Here is a 16,486-nt window from a genome sequence, read left to right as displayed (position 1 = left end):
CCTCGAATTTCGATCTATGTTCTTTCCGCTTCGAACCTCGACCAAGCGTCCGCGAAACTTTCAAAATCGAAGTCTGCTCTTCGGGCGGCGTCCAGTACGATGCTTTCGGTATCTAGTAGTTTTTTGATCGCAACGGCCAAGCCTTCAATATGTTCTTTGCCGATAACCAACGCGCCGTGTCTGTCAGCATGAACAAGATCACCATCGGCAATCTCAAGTCCGAATATGCGCACAGGCGTACCGATCTCTTTTACATGAACAAACCCATGGCTTGGCCCGATCTGACCTGCGATGACGGGAAAGCCATTGGGCAGATCGCCAAGGTCGCGCATCACACCGTTGGTGAGCGCTCCGCACAGGCCAAAGCCCTTGTGCACAGTCGTGTTGATTTCCCCCCAGAACGCTCCGATCGCATCGTTACCGTCCAGGTCTTCAACCACTGCCAAGGCGGGGCGGGGGCCAGTGGCCATTTGCTCGTAATAAGCCATGCGCCGTTTTTTGATCACGTCGGGCGCTTCCGTCGGTGGATCGATCGCCGCGATTTTAGCGGTGCGGGCGTAGCCGATGAGGACGCCATTTGGGTCACTGATCTGCATCGTGCCACGGGTGAAATTGTTGAACCCGCGCTTGCCTTCGACAACTTCTATGGCGTTGCAGACCGTTGGCGTGTCGACAGATCGGAGCAGGGTGAGAAGGGCGTCATCCATTTGGGATCTCCTTAAGCCAGGCTTGAAGCGCGGCGGTTGTAGCCTCTGGTTGTTCGAGCGTGGGCAGATGGCCGGCGTTGGGCAGAATGGTTAGTGTTGAGTGCGGCATGAGTTCATGCATTAGCGTGTGGCGGTGCACGGGGCACAGAGTGTCTTCTTCGCCGCAGAGTATCAGGGTTGGGCTCTTGTAGGCGCGCAGTGTATCGGTTTGGTCGGGACGAGTTTGCAAAGCCCGTGATTGTTCAATGAATGCCGTTGGTCCCATCGAAAGTGCCATATCCATACAAAGATCAAGAATGCTCTGACGATGTGGACCCTCGGTTAAGTAATTGGGCTTCATCTCATCCCGCATCACCGCTTCCAGATTGCCATTCATTGCCATTTCGATTTGAGGGATGCGGCGCTCCATGACTTCGCGTGTTTCCGCCAAAGGATTGGTATCTAGCAATGCGACAGCTTGCACTCTTTCAGGTGATTGCCTCAGTATTTCCATTGCAACAATCCCACCCATCGACAATCCAGCGAGGGCGAAATGTGGAGGTGCGCTCTTCAGAATTTCCTCTGCGATTGTGGCGACGTGAGTACCATCGAACGCCGCTACGTGGATTGCACGATCGTTCGACATTGCATCGATCTGATGCGCAAACAGCCGTTCGTCGCACATCATCCCCGGCAGAAAAACCAGAGGTGTCATTTGACCAGCGCGGCCCCTTCGGACAGCGCGCCAAGCTTGGCGTAGGCAATTTCAGGATCGACGGCGCCGAACCCTGCAAAGGTGCCAAATCCGCAGTCGGAGCCTGCGATTACACGTTCCGCGCCCACAATATCGACAAAACGCTGTGTGCGTTGTGCGACAAGCTCGGGGTGCTCCACAAAATTCGTCGTTGTGTCGACGACACCGGGAACCAAGACTTTATCTGCCGGAATTTCATCCTTTCGATCTCTGAACACGGTCCATTCGTGGCCGTGGCGTGGGTTGGATGTTTCAAACAGAACATAACGTGCTTTCGCAGACATTAACGTATCGAACATCTTCGCCATTGGGATGTCGCAGACATGCGGCCCTTCGTAGTTGCCCCAACAGATGTGGATGCGGACCTTTTCGGCGGGTACGTCGGCCAGCGCGTGGTTCAATGCCTCGACATGGGAGCCTGCTATCTTCAGGAACTCCTCATCACTTAAGTCATTGAAAAGCATGTGCCTTGACAGCGCGAGGTCAGGGCAATCGAGCTGTAGGTCGAGGCCGGAGGCGACGATGGTTTCGTACTCTTCCTTCATCGCATCAGCGAGGGCGGCGAGGTATTCCTCGCGCGTGCTGTAGAAGTCGTTTTGCAAAAAGAGTGAGATCACACCGGGCGAGGCGGCGTTCATGAATCCGCGCTCAACACCGTGTTCAGTCATAGCGGCCTTGAGGTTGGCGATGTCTTTTTCCAACTCACCTTGGCCTTTGGATTTCACGTCGCCCACGCACATGGGGCGGGCATATTGAGGGGTTCCGCCATCGTCAGCCAAACGCTTGAGAAAGCTTGGGAATTTTTTCAGGTCAGCGGGTGCGTTCCTTGGGCTGTTGCCATCAAAGCCTGTGTAGCGGTCCTTAACGTAGGTCGCGTAGCTAATTTTGGAGGTTTCGCCATCGCTCACGATGTCGACGCCCGCGTCAATCTGCTTTTTAACGGTGTCTGACACGGCCGCAGCCATGCAGTTGTCGAAGGCGGATTGATCATATTCGGTGCCGTTTTCGCGGGCAAAAATGAAGTCCACAACCTCTTGTGTGCGAGGCAGGGAGCCGACGTGGGTGGTTTGGATTTTGGTCATTCGTGGTTCCCCAAATAGTCAAGAAAGTAACGTACGCCGTGCGTACACACGGCGTACAATAGTTGTACATACGCTGTACACTAGCCCTGCCAAGTCAACCCAGCTGGATCGCCAGTTGCGACGATGCGATAAAGGCTTGCTTCTCCGGTCATCGAAGGCACGACACTGTGCGCCAAATTTTCAGGGACCGACATTGTGTCACCGGGGGCAAGCGTCGCGGCGCCGCCGTCCCATGTCACTTTCCAATGGCCGCGCATTGGCATCAGGACAGTCGGGAACTTGGCTGCGTTTTTGGCTTCGGTTGCAGAACCGCGTGTGATGAAATCAACCTCGAACCCTGGTTTGTCGCGCAAGACACCATGTTCGCCGATGACAGTGGTGGGCTCTTTGTCTGACAGGGCCATCAAATCCCAATAGCGCGCCACATGGTTCGGGAGCACATCGGCGGTCGTCGGTTCGGGTCGTTTGGCAAGTTCCTCGCCAGACATCAGAGGCATGGGCGCTACGCCTTCGGGCAGCTTCTGCTGGCGCTTGGTGTCGTAGAGCTTGCCGTCTTCGCCCAGAACCAAACCGTGGTCAGCTGCATCTTCGATCACTTGTGGGGCCCACATGACCCCGCCGCCGGCGTCATCGCCGCCGAGGATCGCCATGATCATTCCGTAGTCGGTGCCGATGTTTTCGAATCCACGGAAAATACCTGTTGGGATGTTGAAGATATCGCCTTCTTCCAAAACCACTTCGCCCGCATCGCCCCAGCGGCCCCAGAAGAACCGCCAGCGGCCCTTCAGTACGAAAAAGGCCTCTGCTGTGTGGTGGTCGTGTAGTGAGTTCCGGCATTTCGGGGGCTGGCCAGCGGCCCCGATGTTGAACCCGTGAGGGATCGAAATATGCACGTGTTGATCGGAGGATTCAGACACGCCACCGCCAATGATGGTGAAGTTCTCTTTCTGATCAGAGCCGGGCGTGTGGGCGTCGATAAAAGCCGTTTTGCACGGGTGCAGATCGCCATAGCGGACGATGCGGGTCTCTATCTCTTGTGGTGTCATTCCGATTACCCCGTTGCCAAAAGGATCTGCTTCCAGATCGCCGTTTCGTCGAAAAGCGTGTATTCGCGGCGCAGGCCCCAAGGGCCAAATTCGGCGTGGGAGGCGCCCATGACATAAACCTGAGCGCCGGTCGGTGTGCCGAAGCTGCCCCAGCCGTCATGTTTGCCCCAAAGACTCCAACGGAGGGCGGCGCGAGGGGGCATCATCGGGTCATCGCGGCCAATTTGATGCTCGATTTTAAACTCTGCATTGGGGAAAGAGGCGCGCAGGCCCATCCAGAATTTATCGGCACCACCATGAGACAGAGCTGAAACGCCGCCAGGGTATTCAAGGTTCACCGCGCGGTCGTATTCCTGTGGGATCACACTGAATTCGGCATTCATAATGCGGGTTAGGAGCTCTGCGTATTTTTGACCCCATTTATTGTCATTGCCTGTTCCTTTGTAGGGGCCGTCAATGTCGATTTCAGGCGTGAAGGGCTTCACGCAGTTTTCCGGGCCACCTTCGCGGTCGATCAAATCAGCGGCATAGTCTTTTGGGTCCCAGCCCAGCTGACGGACAATCGCGCCTTGGTCGCGGATCAGCCATTCGTCGTTGATCTGATTGTTGATCGCATGGCAGTCGGCGATGATGCGGTAGCGGAGAGTTTTGCCTGTTGCTTTACCATAAACCCCATCATGAGCATGCGTCGCGGTGGAGTGCAGCCGGTGAGAACTGAGCATTCCATCCTCTGGCATGCCGGACCAGATGACGTCCTCACCATAAAGTGTGCGGTCCGGAAATTCGGCTAGAGTTGCCATAGTTGCTGCGATGACGCCTTGGTTGCCCTTCACCACGCTGCTGGGGGATCGGACCGGGATGTCGGGGGCGTAGTAGTCATGCAGGGTGCCAATGCCGCGATCTTCCCAAATTTCTTTGGTGATGCCGATGATGTAGTCGGGGAAATCGGTGAAACGATTTGAAAAGCCTTTCATGGCGTCCATCCTTCTGGGCGTCTTGCGGAGCCGCGCGCGATTAGCGGCCCAGGTATTTCGATCTTTGTCGACGTTCTGGTTGGGTCATTGATTTGACCCAGTAGGGTATCAATGGTGGCCTCTGTCATTTGGTTGACCGGTTGGCGTACCGTTGTCAGGTCGTATGCCGCCCAACTGGCCATGGGGACGTCGTCATACCCGACGATTGATACGTCCTCTGGTACGCGCAGGCCCAGTTCAAAGCGGATCGTGTCCATAACCGCAAAGGCCATATGATCATTGCCGACAAAGATGGCGTCTGGTGGGTCAGGGCGCGACATCAAATCCCGCGCGGCTTCAGAGGCGACTTCGCGTGAATACATGCCGTCTATTTCCGCAACGAGAGCATGGCCAGATTTTGCGAGGCTTTCTTTGAAGCCAAAGGCGCGATCTCGGCCGGTGGATGAGCCGCTCCAACCAGAGATATGGGCGATACGTTGGTGGCCTGCATCGACAAGAAACTCGGCGACTTTGCGTCCGCCTTCGGTGTTTGTTGAGGTCACTGACGACATACCGCTGCCATCCAGCCCACGGTTGAAGAGGACCACTGGAATGCCTGCCAGCTTCGCGCGATCTGCGAGGGTTGAGCTCATGGAAACCGAGGCTGCGATGATCCCGTCGACTTGATAGTCCATGAGTTCCTGCACCAGATTGTCGACGGCATCGACAGAGTTCGGCGCGGTGAAGATGAGGACGTGATACCCCTTCTTTTGCAGCTCGTTTGACAAGAGTTCTAAAGCGACAGGGAAGAAGTGATTGTCGAGGTAAGCCACGACAAGGCCGATGATCCGGCTTTTGCCAGACACCATAGCGCGGGCAAGGACGTTGGGGCGATAGCCGAGCTCTTTTGCAGCGGCTTTGACCTTTTCAACGGTTTTGGCCGAGGCGGAGGCACCCGGAGTGAAGACACGGCTGACCGCTGACTGGCTGACGCCAGCGCGGGCTGCAACTTCTGCCGATGTGACCTTCGTTTGTGCCATCAGTCTGCGGTCCATCCTCCGTCGATCATCATATGAGTGCCGGTCATCAGTGCGGACGCATCAGACGCAAGGAAGACAGCGGCACCCATGATGTCTTCTACCTCGCCGACGCGGTCGAGTTTGATCTTATCCATGATCCAAGCGCGCTTTTCCGGGTCTTCAAAGGTAGGTCGGGTGAGGTCAGTCACGATAAACGTTGGGCAGATGGTATTTACGCGGATACCTGCTTTGCCCCATTCGATCGCCATGGCCTTGGTCATGCCTTCGACGGCGTGTTTGGTGGCGCAATAAACCGCCCTATCTTGACCGCCGACATAACCCATCTGGCTGGAAATGGTGATCAGGCTGCCCGGTTTTCCGGCGGCGATCAGTTTCTTGGCGACGGCTTGGTTAAGGAAATATGCACCCCGTACGTTGATGTTCGATACGGCGTCGTAGTCCTCGGGGTTAGTTTCCGTTGCAGGTGTATGAAGAGCAAGGCCGGCGGCGTTCAGCGAAATGTCAAATGGGTCATTAGCTTCGATGGCCGCGCGGGTTGCGTCGATGTTGGAAACGTCGAGCGCGAGAGTGTCGGCTAATAAGCTCTTAGCGGTGAGTTGATCTTGCAAATCTCGCAACTTGTCTGAACGGCGCGCAGCAAGCGTTACATGTGCTCCGGCTTCGGCCAAGGCAACTGCACAGGCAAGGCCGATGCCAGAAGAGGCTCCTGCGACCAAGGCGCGCTTGCCTTCAAGTCGGAAGGACGGGGTTTGAGGCAGGGTCATTAGACGTCACCAACGGGGAAGGGAATAGAGCCCGACACGCGCGCCTTATTGAACTCGCGCATCCGCGCCAAAACATCAACATCCAGTTGGCGATAGGCATCAAGGATATCGACCATGACCCAGTTTTCTCGGATTTTGCCGTTTTCGATCCGCCAGAAATCGAGAGAGCACATGGTGATCTTCTTTCCAGACGGCGCAATACCCATCCAACCATCATGAGTGACGGTCTGAATCATGTCGGGCCATCCCGTCACCGCCACATAGTCGTTATCGCCAAAGAAGTGGTAGGTGATTTCATCCACATAGAGCCCACGGTCTGGCATTCCGTTTAAGAACGGGATTTGGTGCCAATTGCGGAAACCTGAGATACCTCGCCCGGTGCCGATACCAGCGGGCCCGTACCAGTTCATGCGAGGGTGCCAGAACCGCGGCATGTCCATCACTTCTGGACCACCTGTGCTTGGATGCAACTTCAGATGGTCGAGCATGTCGACAATATGCCGGCATGACGCCTCTGACCGTTCTTTGTCCCAGGGTCCGGGGACAAACCCGTCTAGTGTTGCGGGCCCGGGGATATGAAATTCAAGGCCCAAGGACGGTGCCATAGGCCAAGCGCCAGCTTGCATCATAAGCTCTGGTATATCCCAAAGCGTTTGAATCTCGACGACGCGGCCTTCTTCGAATTTGTAGAATTCGTGGAAGCGCATATGTGCAAGATGGCCGGTTGGCGGGATATCAAGGTATGGGACAACAAAGGTGCCCATGTAGTGGCCGCCGCAGCCGATCCAGTTGCCACCATGCTCCGTCTGACCGCCCATCAAGATCCAATCCCGCCGTTCTAGATCTGGCATGGACTTGAAAAGTGGCGCGTAGCAGATGTCGTAAAGCTCATCTGGCCCAGTAAGATCGCCAAGTGGATGGGGCATATGAATGAGCGCGTCAGGCGCGATGAGGTTGCGCAAAGCAGACCGCACTGAGGCCTCTTCAAAATCGGTCATCGCAGCGTGAAGCTTTTTCAGAGCTTCCTTGTTTTCAGTGTGAACGCAACTCATTCCGCGGCCTGACCATATGGTACATTTTTGCCGCCATAGCGGCGCACACGTAGGTTGCACTGTTCGGCGTGGCCGACGAAACCTTCGAGCATGCAGAGGCGAGAGCCGTATTCGCCGACCAATGCGGCGGCTTCATCGGTTGTGACCTTCTGGTAGGAGTGTGTTTTGAGGAATTTGCCGACCCATAGCCCACCAGTGTAGCGGCCGGCTTTCTTTGTCGGCAGAGTGTGATTGGTGCCGATGACTTTATCGCCGTTTGCCACGTTGGTGCGTGGGCCAAGGAACAGCGCACCGTAGGAATGCATGTTCTCTAGGAACCAGTCGTCGCGGTCCGTCATGATCTGGACGTGTTCGTAAGCCGTGTCATTGGCGACCTGAAGCATCTCCTTATAGGTGTCGCAGACAAAAATATCGCCGTAGTTTTCCCACGACGCGGACGCGGTTTCTGCCGTCGGGATGATTTTGAGAATGCGGTTAATCTCGACAAGCGTTTCGTCCGCGAGTTTGCGAGAGTTGGTGATCAGCATCGCGGGTGAATTGTAGCCGTGTTCAGACTGCCCGAGCAGGTCAGTTGCACACATTTCTGCGTCAACGGTTTCGTCTGCAATCACTTGTGTTTCAGTTGGGCCAGCAAAGAGGTCGATGCCAACGCGACCGTAGAGCTGACGCTTGGCCTCCGCGACGAAGGCGTTACCGGGGCCGACGAGCATGTGCACCGGATCGATGGTTTCGGTTCCAATGGCCATCGCGCCAACAGCTTGAATGCCGCCCATCACGTAAATCTCGTGTGCGCCGCCCATATGCATGGCAGCGACGATGGCGGGGTGGGGCTCTCCATTTACAGGAGGCGCGGAGGCGATGATGCGGGGGACGCCTGCCACGGTCGCAGTGAGAACAGACATATGTGCGGAGGCCACCATCGGGAATTTGCCGCCGGGGACGTAGCAACCCACGGATTGAACGGGTATGTTTTTGTGCCCCAAGATTACACCGGGCATCGTTTCCACCTCAATATCCGTCATCGAGGCGCGCTGGGCTTCAGCGAAGTTGCGGATTTGAGTTTGGGCGAACTTGATGTCTTCCATATCGCGGGTGGAGACCTTTTGCATCGCTGCTTCGATCTCGGATTGCGATAGTCGAAATGCCTCGGGTTCATAGCCGTCGAATTTCTTAGACAGATCACGCACAGCCGCATCGCCCCGTTTCTCAATATCGGCCAATGTAGCTTCGACAACGGAACGGACTTTCGCGTCTTCTTCTTTCTTTTCGGCTTCGGGCTTACTTTGCTTCAGATGCTCAATGGCCATCTAACTATCCTTGGGTTTAGGGAGTTGGCGGCGTCTTTTCGCCGCGATCAAATGCTTCCCAGCCTTCGCCGTTGAACACATCAACGCCGAGTTGGGATAGGACGTGTGGGAAATCGACCATCACCCAATTATCGGTGATTTTGCCATCTTCGACTTTCCAGAAATCCATGTAGCGGATGTTGATCCGCTTGCCGGTGGGCGCGACGCCCATGAAGGTGCCGGAATGCGTGGCCTCTTGCCGACCGAACGCGGCGGCCCATTCGCCCATGTAAAGGCGGGCTTCATCGATACAAACCTTTTCAGAGAATGCAGCTTGGAACGGCTTTTGCCAATTGTCTTGAAACTCGCGCAGGCCGTGTTTCGTACCGCATCCGGTGTTGCCCATCCAAGAGAAGGTCTCTGAAAAGAACTCTCCAATGTCCGCGATGCGGTGGTCATTCAGCCCATCGACCATGCCTTCGATGACCGCGCGTGTCGCCTCGGTCTTGGACATATCAGTGTCGCGGCTGAGAACCGCCTGTTCTGGTCTGGAACCCATCATCCTTTCACCGCCCCTGCGGTCAAGCCGCTGACGATTTGGCGTTGGAAGAACATCACAAGAATAAACAGAGGAACCGTCGCTGAAACTACCGCGGCAACGGCGAACATGACGTTGCCTTCGACTTGTGCGGAGCCTAAGAAACTCTGGATCTTTGGAATGATCGTTTCGTTTTCCTGACTCAAGAGCATTCGTGTGACGGTAAAGTCGTTGTAGGCCAACAGGAAGCTAAACAAGCCCGTCGTGATAACACCTGGCCACATGACTGGGATGATAACATGGCGGAAGGCCTGGAAGCGTGTGCAGCCATCGACCATTGCAGCTTCGTCCATATCCTTTGGGATATTTAGAAAGAACGAATGCAGCATCCACAGCGTGAAGGGTTGGTTGATCGCGACAAGTACGATGATCGTGGTCGGCAAAATTCCCCAGATATTCCATTCGAAGAAAGGAAGGAGATAGCCTGAAACCAAGGTGATGTGCGGCATGGCGCGGAAGACCAAGGCAACCATCAGAAGCCAGAATGCGTATTTGTATCCCGAACGAGCGAGCGCATAGCCGCCTAGCGTTCCGATCGTCAAAGAGATCGTCACCGTAAAGAACACAACAATGCTGGTGTTGATCACGGATCGCCAGAACTCTTCCTCAACCCAAGCGCCATAGTAGCCGTCGAGCGTAAACCGAGATCCGGTTTGTTCTAGGGTTTGAACGCCAAAGATGGCGTTCGTCCAATCCGCCTTTGAGAAGAAATCGCCTTGGACCTTGAACGAGCCCCAGACGGTCCACAGGAAGGGGAAGGACGCCAGAAGGACCCAAATGATGACAAAGATGATCGAGACGACCTTCAACGGTGACAGGCGCGATTGAGCTTTGGTGGCCATAGTCGGATCCCCTTCCTAAACAGGTTTCGAATTGAAGTCGCGCCAGGTGCGGATCAGCACTGGTACCAGAAGGAAAGCGACACCGATGATGGTGAGGATCGAACTTGCACCCGCAGACCCATAGAGCGGGTTACCGGCCTCGATCAGGTCGTTGTAGATGATCCAAGACAAGGAACGCGCGTGGGCCTCGGCTTGGAAACTGATGATGGGTTCGAAGACGCGGAAGTTGTCCATCAGTTGGATCAACGAAATGAAAATTACGAGCGGCATCAGGTGGGGTACAACAACATGGCGCATGCTTTGCCATTTACTCGCACCATCGATCATGGCGGCCTCCATGGTTTCGCTCGGGACGGTTTGAAGACCAGCGTAGAAAACGATGAAAGCGAAGGGCAGGGAGGACCATATCCCGTAGACGATCAGCATCACCCAATTCAGAGAGGTCGTCGCTTTTAAGCTGAGGGTAGGGTCGCCAGTGATCCATTGAAGCGTCGCGCCGATGATACCGTCGCCATCAACCATCCAAAACAGGATGAGCGCACCGACGAGGGGCGTGACTATCATGGGAAGGAGGGAGACGAAAATCGTGGGGCCTTTGAACATTTTTGGAAGATTGTTGACCGCAACTGCGATTGCCAATCCAAGGACCAACACAAAAGGCGTGACCACAAAAGTATAGGTCAGGGTAAAAGCCAGCGCCCAATAAAACGGGAGGTCGAGCACTTCGCTAAAGAAGGCGCTCCATGTCTCTGTTGTGTTCCAACTTTCGCCAATTTCGGCAAAGGCGAGGTGCGCGCGATTGGTGTAGGTGTCGAGACCGTTAAATCGACCAAGTGGTTGTTCTTCTCTGAGGGAGGCCGTTGCTTCAAGGTCCACCGCTGTAGCCTCAGTACAGCCAAAAGGTCCGCAGTTTTCGGTCACGACGAGAACTTGTTCGTGCTCAATATAAAGTGACTGTATAGCAACCGACACGATGGGCAGGGCGATAAAGAGAAGCATCGCTGACAGGGTCGGCAGGATGAACCAGAAAAAGGTCTTATGTTTCATCGCATGGAACTCGGTTGCTAGGTGCAGGAAGACGAGGGGCCTAACTGGCGGTCAGGCCCCTCGAATTGAGCTTCTTAGAGGAAGCCGGCTTCGGTCGCAGCTGTTGTGTAGGCTGCTTCGATGTCAGAGAGCGTCTGCTCAGCGGATTCATCACCCTTCAGGAAGTCAGCCAATTCCGCTGATGCGGCATTGTGCATGAAGTTCACGTAAGGAATCATTGGGTAAGGCTTCGCCCCGCCCTGTGCCGTTGCTGAAACACCTGCTGCAGCTGGACCCGGCTGATAACCGTCGATGAGCCAGATCGCGTCGTCATTGTGCTCTGCAACCATGTCAGCCGACATTGCACTTGCAAGTGCCGCAAACGTTGCTTCGGCTTCTGCATCAGAGATATTGGTCGCGATGGTTACGCCATCCCACCACAGTGTTGCTGCTGGGATTGATCCACCGTCGACGGTTGGAGCCGCTGAAAGAACAGTGTTTTCGGTTACTTCCGGGCTGGACCCTTCATCGTCCAAAATCGCGCCACCGCGAGAACCCCACATGATGCCAAGGGCGGCTTGGCCGGCTTCCCACAAACCTTGTGTCTCGTTGGACGCGTGGCTGAGGTGATCTGGATGCGCATACTCTGTCAAAGACTTGATGGAGTTAAGGGCTGCAACGCCAATTTCATTGTTCACGTTCGGCTCGGCTGAACCTGGTTTGAACAACTCACCGCCGTGGGCAAAGTAGAACAGGTTGAACAGTTCACCCATGTTCCAGCCGCTCGCGTTCAGGACGATTGGGTATTCCATGATGCCAGCTGCACGGATGGCTTGGGCTGCAGCTACAACTTCATCAACCGTTGCAGGGATGCCTTCAACGCCTGCCTGCTCCAAGATGTCGGTACGGCTATAGAGGTGCTGAGAGTTGGCCATGAACGCGACAGCCATGATCTGACCATCAATGGTGATCATCTGGTTTGGATTCAGATCTTGGCCGTATTTCGCGACGAGATCGTCGAGAGGGCGCACAAGTCCGTCGTTCATCAGCTGAGTCAATGTGGAGTTGGCCACAATCACAGATGTGTATTGCGCAGGATTTGGTGTTTGCGCTTGGTTCATCATATCGCGCGTGTCGTCGCGCAGAGTGACCGTAAATTCTCCAGCATCCCCACCGCAATTCGCTTGCGCCGTGCCCGAAACGGCTTGAATGGCTGGAAAGTCGCTGCCGAGGATGCGGACAGATTCACCAGATGGGCCGCAGGCGTATGCTGCTGTACCCATCAGACCGGCGAATGTGCCTGCCAGAGCAATTTTCTTAAGAAACATTTGAATCTCCCTGTTTCTTTGTTTGGCGGATGCGCCTTGCAATCGCGCATCCTTTGATTGCCCCGACCAAAGAGGTCGGGAAGTTTGAGGGCCTAAGCCCCGATCCGCTCACCCGTTTGACCATCAAACAGGTGGCAAATTTCTGTGGGGACAGAAATCGAGACGGTATCGCCGATCTCCGCCCGGAATGATTTGTCGGTTCTGACTGAGACGAGAGTGCCGCCGAGCCTGACAGAAATCATGACCGCGTCACCCAGCAGTTCGAGCGCGTAGATGGGTGCATTGATCTGGCCGCCACTATCCACAACGCTGGCGTCTTCTGCTCTGAACCCCAAGGTCATCTTTCCATCAGACCCACCAACGCCAGCTACTTCCGTTGAGGTCGCCGAGAAATTGCCGTTTGAGACGTTTCCTTCGATCAGGTTCATGGCTGGATTGCCGATGAAGCTGGCCACAAAGGTGTTGGCTGGTTTGTCGTAGATTTCTGTAGGGCTACCGACTTGCTGCACCACGCCCTTTTCCATGACAACAACGCGATCCGCTAGAGTCATCGCTTCGATCTGGTCGTGAGTCACGTAAATCGTCGTGACCGAGAGTTCGTGGCTCAAGTTTCTGATTTGTGCGCGCGTGGACACCCGCAGCTTAGCGTCCAAGTTGGACAGCGGTTCGTCCATCAAGAAGGCGTTCGGTTCTCGTACAATCGCTCTTGCAAGTGCAACACGCTGGCGCTGTCCGCCGGATAGTTCTGCGGGCTTCCGGTGTAGAAACTCATCCAATTCGACCATCGCACTGGCGCGCATGACTTTGGCATCATGATCAGCTTTTTTGCCGCCGTCGCGAACACGCAAGGGGAATCGGATGTTTTCATAGACGTTCATGTTCGGATAAAGTGCGTAGGATTGGAACACCATCGCGATGTCGCGATCCTTTGGTTCCAGATCATTGACTGGGTTGCCGCCAATCAAAATTTCGCCATCAGTCGGATCCTCCAAGCCGGCAATCATCCGCATCGTCGTCGTTTTGCCGCAGCCAGAAGGGCCAAGCAGAACCAAGAATTCTTTATCCGCAATCGTCAGATCGAAGTTATCGACGCCAACGAATGAGCCCCAACGCTTGGACACATTGCGCAATTGGATTTCGGCCATCTGACCCCCCTTGAGATGGAATCACGTATTTTGCATACGTTTGCAAAAAGGTAGACTTCTGAAAGTGGATTGGGCAAGTTCTTTTTTGAGAAATCGACTCTCGGTAAATCAGGAATGCTTTAAGTGTCTGACTTTCAATCGGAAAAAGAGGTTATCAGCGGATATCATTCCGCATTGGAACGGGCGAGCGGGGATGAAATCTCAGCAGTCGAAGAGCGCTATGCACACCCGGATTATATTTGGCGCGGATTTCATCCCTTTGACGAAGTTGATGACCCTCGCCGGGTCGCGCAGCGTTTCTGGGAACCACTGAAAGACTGCTTAACGTCGCTGCAAAGGCGGGAAGATATCTTTTTTGCGGGTGAAAACTGGTTGCACAAAGATGGATCAGTTTGGGTTGTTTCGATGGGCCATCTCATGGGGCTTTTTGACAAAGAATGGCTGGGTATTCGTCCTACGCGAAAGTTGGCGATGCTGCGGTACTGCGCGTTTTATCGGATCTTGGACGGCAAGATTGCTGAGTCCTTGATGTACTTCGATTTGCCTCATCTCATGGCGCAGGCGGGACAAAGTCCGTTTCCCACGCAAACCGCGCGGCATCTTGTTCAGCCTGGTCCCGTTACGCATTGCGGTCTTTTGTTCGATCCGCAACCAATTCAGGAAGGGCTGAAGACGCGAGCGGCGATTGACGCCATGGTGTCTGATTTGGGGCAATGGAACCTTGGTTTGCCTTTGGAGGAAGAGTTGGCGCGAACTTGGCACGACGATATGTTGTGGTGGGGCCCTGAAGGGATCGGCGCGACCTATACTATCGAGCGCTACACCAAACAGCATTCCGGCCCATTCCGCGCGGCGTTTTCGGACCGATCGAAGACCAACCACATCGCTCGAGTCGCCGAAGGAGAGTTTGGTGCGTTCGCCGGATGGCCGAATTTCACCGCCAAGTTGACAGGACCGTTTATGGGGATGGAGCCGACTGGAAAGATAGGAGAATTTCGCGTCATCGACGTTTATCGTAGGCGGGGTGACAAATTGCACGAGAACTGGATTTTTATCGACCTTTTGCACTTTTGGAAAATGCAGGGCATGGATTTTCAAATTGCATGAGGGTCAATGATGAGAAGGTTCCTGTCAGAAGAACTTTGCTTGAGCGGGCAGGGCAGTCGCATAGCTTCCCGCAATGACCAAACCTGTCTCATTCAAGTACTGCAAAACCAGTCCTGAGATGAATCGCCTAGCCGAGATGCTTTGCATTTGGTTTCCACTTTCATTGCGGACTGCCGAAGATCTTCTAAATGAGCGCGGCATCGACGTGAGCCATGAAACCGTCCGGTTTAGGTGAAACAAGTTCGAACCGATGTTTACTTCTGAGATCCGAAGAAAACGGGTTCAGCGGCTGCGTTCATTCTCGAAATAGAAGTGGCACTTGGATGAGTCTTTGTGAAGGTGAATGGCAAGCGTCACTATCTTTGGCGTGCGGTAGATCATGAAAGTGAGGTGCTTGAAAGCTTCGTCATTAAGACCCGAGACAAGAAGGCCGAGTTGAAATTCATTAAGAAAGCAACGCGCAAGCTTGGAAAAGCCGATGAGACCGTGACAGACAACCTGCGCTTTTTCGGTGCTGCAACGAAAGAAGTCGGCGCCGACACACGGCAGGAAGCCGGCCGCTGGCTCAACAATCGAGCGGAGAATTCATACTTACCGTTCCGCCGCTCTCGCCGAGTAGCGTCAGCTTTGTTCCGGAAAAGTTCACACAATCAGCGGCAAACTGAGACTGGTTCAAATTCGTCTGACTGCACCGCCACTCACTTCCGTTTTGGCTGGAATTTCTAGGTGAGTTCGGCGGAGATGAACTCTGGCTAGGTCGTCCTGGCAAATTTTTAGTCGCCAATTTTCCGGCATCGTACCGAACTCCGAAGTCATCGTCTTTTTGAACCGAGTCATTGTGCAGAATGCTCAAACAAGAGCATCAACGAATACGGAAGGTGGCGCTCTTTATCTAGCTTATGAGATGGCCCCTTTGTCATGAGCAATCCTCGGCTGGGCCAAAACAGGTTGCTGCCAAAATTTGCTCACCACGCACTGCTTCCGAAGTCACATGGTCGAAGACTTGCATTGCATTCTTGTTGAAAACGATGTGATCGCCAGAGATTGGCTCATCAAGCCAAGAAATAAAGTAGATGCCGTCAGCAATTTTTGTCACATGGGTATGGAAGCTTTCTGCCGCGGCGCGATCGATTGATACCAGTGTCTCCTGATCGTTGATTTGCAGCGTGACCGCACCAGAATCCCCTTCATATTGAAGCGGTTTACCAGTCAGCTCCGCCAAACCGTCTGTATGACTTTGGACCAGCGGTGGCTGGAATTCGGTTAACGATGGCAGATCATATTTCCAGCTATTTGCAATGAAATGGTAGGCCATTCCAAAAGACCCCGTCGGCGCGCCTTCGGGGAATGGGCATTCCTTTGAGGGTTCGCAAAGGATCTGCCCGTGGATCTGGTCGAAATCTGAGTAGTCGTCTACGGAACTTGGACCTGACCAAAGGTGTGCATGGACAGTATCCTGATCGAAATTTACGACAACGTTGTCGGTTCCTCCGGGCGTATTCCAAGACAGAAAATAGACGTCGTCAGCAACTTTGGAGACGTTCGGTTCAACTTGCGAGACGATCTTGTCAAAGAAGCCGTAGTCGAAGCCGCGCCATTTTAGACGGTTGTCGTACAACGCCAATTCAAAACTGCCAAAGCCGACGTAGTCATAGGCCAATGGCTGATCAGCCCCACCTAATTGGTCCAGTTTGACTGTTAGTGCATTATTGGCCTGGGTTCCATCGGGACGATGGTTTCCGGGGCCGGTGGGCGGTAACCCAAGGCACTGTGTGGT

Annotated in this window: 16 protein-coding genes and 1 pseudogene; 2 read left to right on the top strand and 15 right to left on the bottom strand. The window is 54.4% G+C overall.

The annotated features are described in order from the left end of the window. Positions 1 to 14: 14 nt before the first annotated feature. From BUA85_RS15145 to BUA85_RS15080, 14 genes are all read right to left on the bottom strand, one after another. Positions 15 to 707: an RraA family protein gene (locus tag BUA85_RS15145; RefSeq protein WP_072902593.1), complete on the bottom strand. Its 693-nt coding sequence runs from the start codon at positions 705 to 707 to the stop codon at positions 15 to 17. Continuing rightward, the gene (locus BUA85_RS15140) at positions 700 to 1,401 is read right to left on the bottom strand and encodes an alpha/beta fold hydrolase (protein WP_072902591.1); all 702 of its coding nucleotides are present in this window, start codon (positions 1,399 to 1,401) and stop codon (positions 700 to 702) included. The genes BUA85_RS15145 and BUA85_RS15140 overlap by 8 nt, the downstream gene beginning before the upstream one ends. After that, entirely contained in the window at positions 1,398 to 2,522 is a 1,125-nt protein-coding gene (locus tag BUA85_RS15135) for a cobalamin-independent methionine synthase II family protein (protein WP_072902589.1), read from the bottom strand. The genes BUA85_RS15140 and BUA85_RS15135 overlap by 4 nt, the downstream gene beginning before the upstream one ends. Before the next feature lie 80 nt (positions 2,523 to 2,602). After that, positions 2,603 to 3,568 (bottom strand): cupin domain-containing protein, encoded by a 966-nt coding sequence (locus tag BUA85_RS15130; RefSeq protein WP_072902587.1) that lies wholly within the window; start codon positions 3,566 to 3,568, stop codon positions 2,603 to 2,605. Positions 3,569 to 3,573: 5 nt separating this feature from the next. Continuing rightward, entirely contained in the window at positions 3,574 to 4,542 is a 969-nt protein-coding gene (locus tag BUA85_RS15125; RefSeq protein ID WP_072902805.1) for a nuclear transport factor 2 family protein, read from the bottom strand. After that, positions 4,539 to 5,561, bottom strand: a complete 1,023-nt coding sequence (locus tag BUA85_RS15120; RefSeq protein WP_072902585.1) for a LacI family DNA-binding transcriptional regulator — start codon at positions 5,559 to 5,561, stop codon at positions 4,539 to 4,541. Before BUA85_RS15120 ends, BUA85_RS15125 begins: the two co-directional genes overlap by 4 nt. Next, complete coding sequence (locus BUA85_RS15115; RefSeq protein WP_072902583.1) at positions 5,561 to 6,325, bottom strand: SDR family NAD(P)-dependent oxidoreductase; 765 nt, start codon at positions 6,323 to 6,325, stop codon at positions 5,561 to 5,563. The genes BUA85_RS15120 and BUA85_RS15115 overlap by 1 nt, the downstream gene beginning before the upstream one ends. Beyond that, positions 6,325 to 7,377 (bottom strand): ester cyclase, encoded by a 1,053-nt coding sequence (locus BUA85_RS15110; protein ID WP_072902581.1) that lies wholly within the window; start codon positions 7,375 to 7,377, stop codon positions 6,325 to 6,327. The genes BUA85_RS15115 and BUA85_RS15110 overlap by 1 nt, the downstream gene beginning before the upstream one ends. Then, positions 7,374 to 8,684, bottom strand: coding sequence for a histidinol dehydrogenase (gene hisD / locus BUA85_RS15105; RefSeq protein WP_072902579.1), 1,311 nt, complete (start codon positions 8,682 to 8,684; stop codon positions 7,374 to 7,376). The genes BUA85_RS15110 and hisD overlap by 4 nt, the downstream gene beginning before the upstream one ends. A 16-nt stretch (positions 8,685 to 8,700) precedes the next feature. After that, on the bottom strand, positions 8,701 to 9,225 hold the full coding sequence (locus tag BUA85_RS15100; RefSeq protein ID WP_072902577.1) for an ester cyclase: 525 nt from the start codon (positions 9,223 to 9,225) through the stop codon (positions 8,701 to 8,703). Beyond that, complete coding sequence (locus tag BUA85_RS15095) at positions 9,222 to 10,103, bottom strand: carbohydrate ABC transporter permease (RefSeq protein ID WP_072902575.1); 882 nt, start codon at positions 10,101 to 10,103, stop codon at positions 9,222 to 9,224. The genes BUA85_RS15100 and BUA85_RS15095 overlap by 4 nt, the downstream gene beginning before the upstream one ends. A gap of 15 nt (positions 10,104 to 10,118) precedes the next feature. Beyond that, the gene (locus BUA85_RS15090; protein ID WP_072902573.1) at positions 10,119 to 11,150 is read right to left on the bottom strand and encodes a carbohydrate ABC transporter permease; all 1,032 of its coding nucleotides are present in this window, start codon (positions 11,148 to 11,150) and stop codon (positions 10,119 to 10,121) included. Positions 11,151 to 11,224: 74 nt separating this feature from the next. Continuing rightward, a complete protein-coding gene (locus BUA85_RS15085) occupies positions 11,225 to 12,457 on the bottom strand; it encodes an ABC transporter substrate-binding protein (RefSeq protein WP_072902571.1) in 1,233 nt (410 codons plus the stop codon). 92 nt (positions 12,458 to 12,549) lie between these two features. Next, entirely contained in the window at positions 12,550 to 13,602 is a 1,053-nt protein-coding gene (locus BUA85_RS15080; RefSeq protein WP_072902570.1) for an ABC transporter ATP-binding protein, read from the bottom strand. Between the two features lie 123 nt (positions 13,603 to 13,725). Here BUA85_RS15080 and BUA85_RS15075 point away from each other — a divergent pair, with 123 nt between their 5' ends. Together BUA85_RS15075 and BUA85_RS16980 are read left to right on the top strand one after the other, a co-directional pair. Continuing rightward, positions 13,726 to 14,709 carry a nuclear transport factor 2 family protein gene (locus BUA85_RS15075; protein ID WP_072902568.1) on the top strand — a complete coding sequence of 328 codons (984 nt, stop codon included), beginning with the start codon at positions 13,726 to 13,728 and terminating at the stop codon, positions 14,707 to 14,709. Positions 14,710 to 14,782: 73 nt separating this feature from the next. Continuing rightward, positions 14,783 to 15,354, top strand: a pseudogene (locus BUA85_RS16980) (IS6 family transposase); the annotation flags it as partial. A gap of 271 nt (positions 15,355 to 15,625) precedes the next feature. Here BUA85_RS16980 and BUA85_RS16835 read toward each other — a convergent pair. After that, positions 15,626 to 16,486: hypothetical protein (locus tag BUA85_RS16835; RefSeq protein WP_165611629.1), on the bottom strand; the 861-nt coding region annotated here is incomplete at its 5' end.

The organism is Cognatiyoonia sediminum, from assembly GCF_900129845.1.
In the GTDB taxonomy this organism is placed as follows: domain Bacteria; phylum Pseudomonadota; class Alphaproteobacteria; order Rhodobacterales; family Rhodobacteraceae; genus Cognatiyoonia; species Cognatiyoonia sediminum.
The sequence above is the reverse complement of the archived record's forward strand: the minus strand, read 5'-3'. Positions and strand labels throughout refer to the sequence as shown.

Coding starts and splice junctions, on each gene's coding strand:
- BUA85_RS15145 (WP_072902593.1), bottom strand. CDS start 707: ATGGATGACGCCCTTCTCACCCTGCTCCGATCTGTCGACACGCCAACG.
- BUA85_RS15140 (WP_072902591.1), bottom strand. CDS start 1,401: ATGACACCTCTGGTTTTTCTGCCGGGGATGATGTGCGACGAACGGCTG.
- BUA85_RS15135 (WP_072902589.1), bottom strand. CDS start 2,522: ATGACCAAAATCCAAACCACCCACGTCGGCTCCCTGCCTCGCACACAA.
- BUA85_RS15130 (WP_072902587.1), bottom strand. CDS start 3,568: ATGACACCACAAGAGATAGAGACCCGCATCGTCCGCTATGGCGATCTG.
- BUA85_RS15125 (WP_072902805.1), bottom strand. CDS start 4,542: ATGAAAGGCTTTTCAAATCGTTTCACCGATTTCCCCGACTACATCATC.
- BUA85_RS15120 (WP_072902585.1), bottom strand. CDS start 5,561: ATGGCACAAACGAAGGTCACATCGGCAGAAGTTGCAGCCCGCGCTGGC.
- BUA85_RS15115 (WP_072902583.1), bottom strand. CDS start 6,325: ATGACCCTGCCTCAAACCCCGTCCTTCCGACTTGAAGGCAAGCGCGCC.
- BUA85_RS15110 (WP_072902581.1), bottom strand. CDS start 7,377: ATGAGTTGCGTTCACACTGAAAACAAGGAAGCTCTGAAAAAGCTTCAC.
- hisD (WP_072902579.1), bottom strand. CDS start 8,684: ATGGCCATTGAGCATCTGAAGCAAAGTAAGCCCGAAGCCGAAAAGAAA.
- BUA85_RS15100 (WP_072902577.1), bottom strand. CDS start 9,225: ATGATGGGTTCCAGACCAGAACAGGCGGTTCTCAGCCGCGACACTGAT.
- BUA85_RS15095 (WP_072902575.1), bottom strand. CDS start 10,103: ATGGCCACCAAAGCTCAATCGCGCCTGTCACCGTTGAAGGTCGTCTCG.
- BUA85_RS15090 (WP_072902573.1), bottom strand. CDS start 11,150: ATGAAACATAAGACCTTTTTCTGGTTCATCCTGCCGACCCTGTCAGCG.
- BUA85_RS15085 (WP_072902571.1), bottom strand. CDS start 12,457: ATGTTTCTTAAGAAAATTGCTCTGGCAGGCACATTCGCCGGTCTGATG.
- BUA85_RS15080 (WP_072902570.1), bottom strand. CDS start 13,602: ATGGCCGAAATCCAATTGCGCAATGTGTCCAAGCGTTGGGGCTCATTC.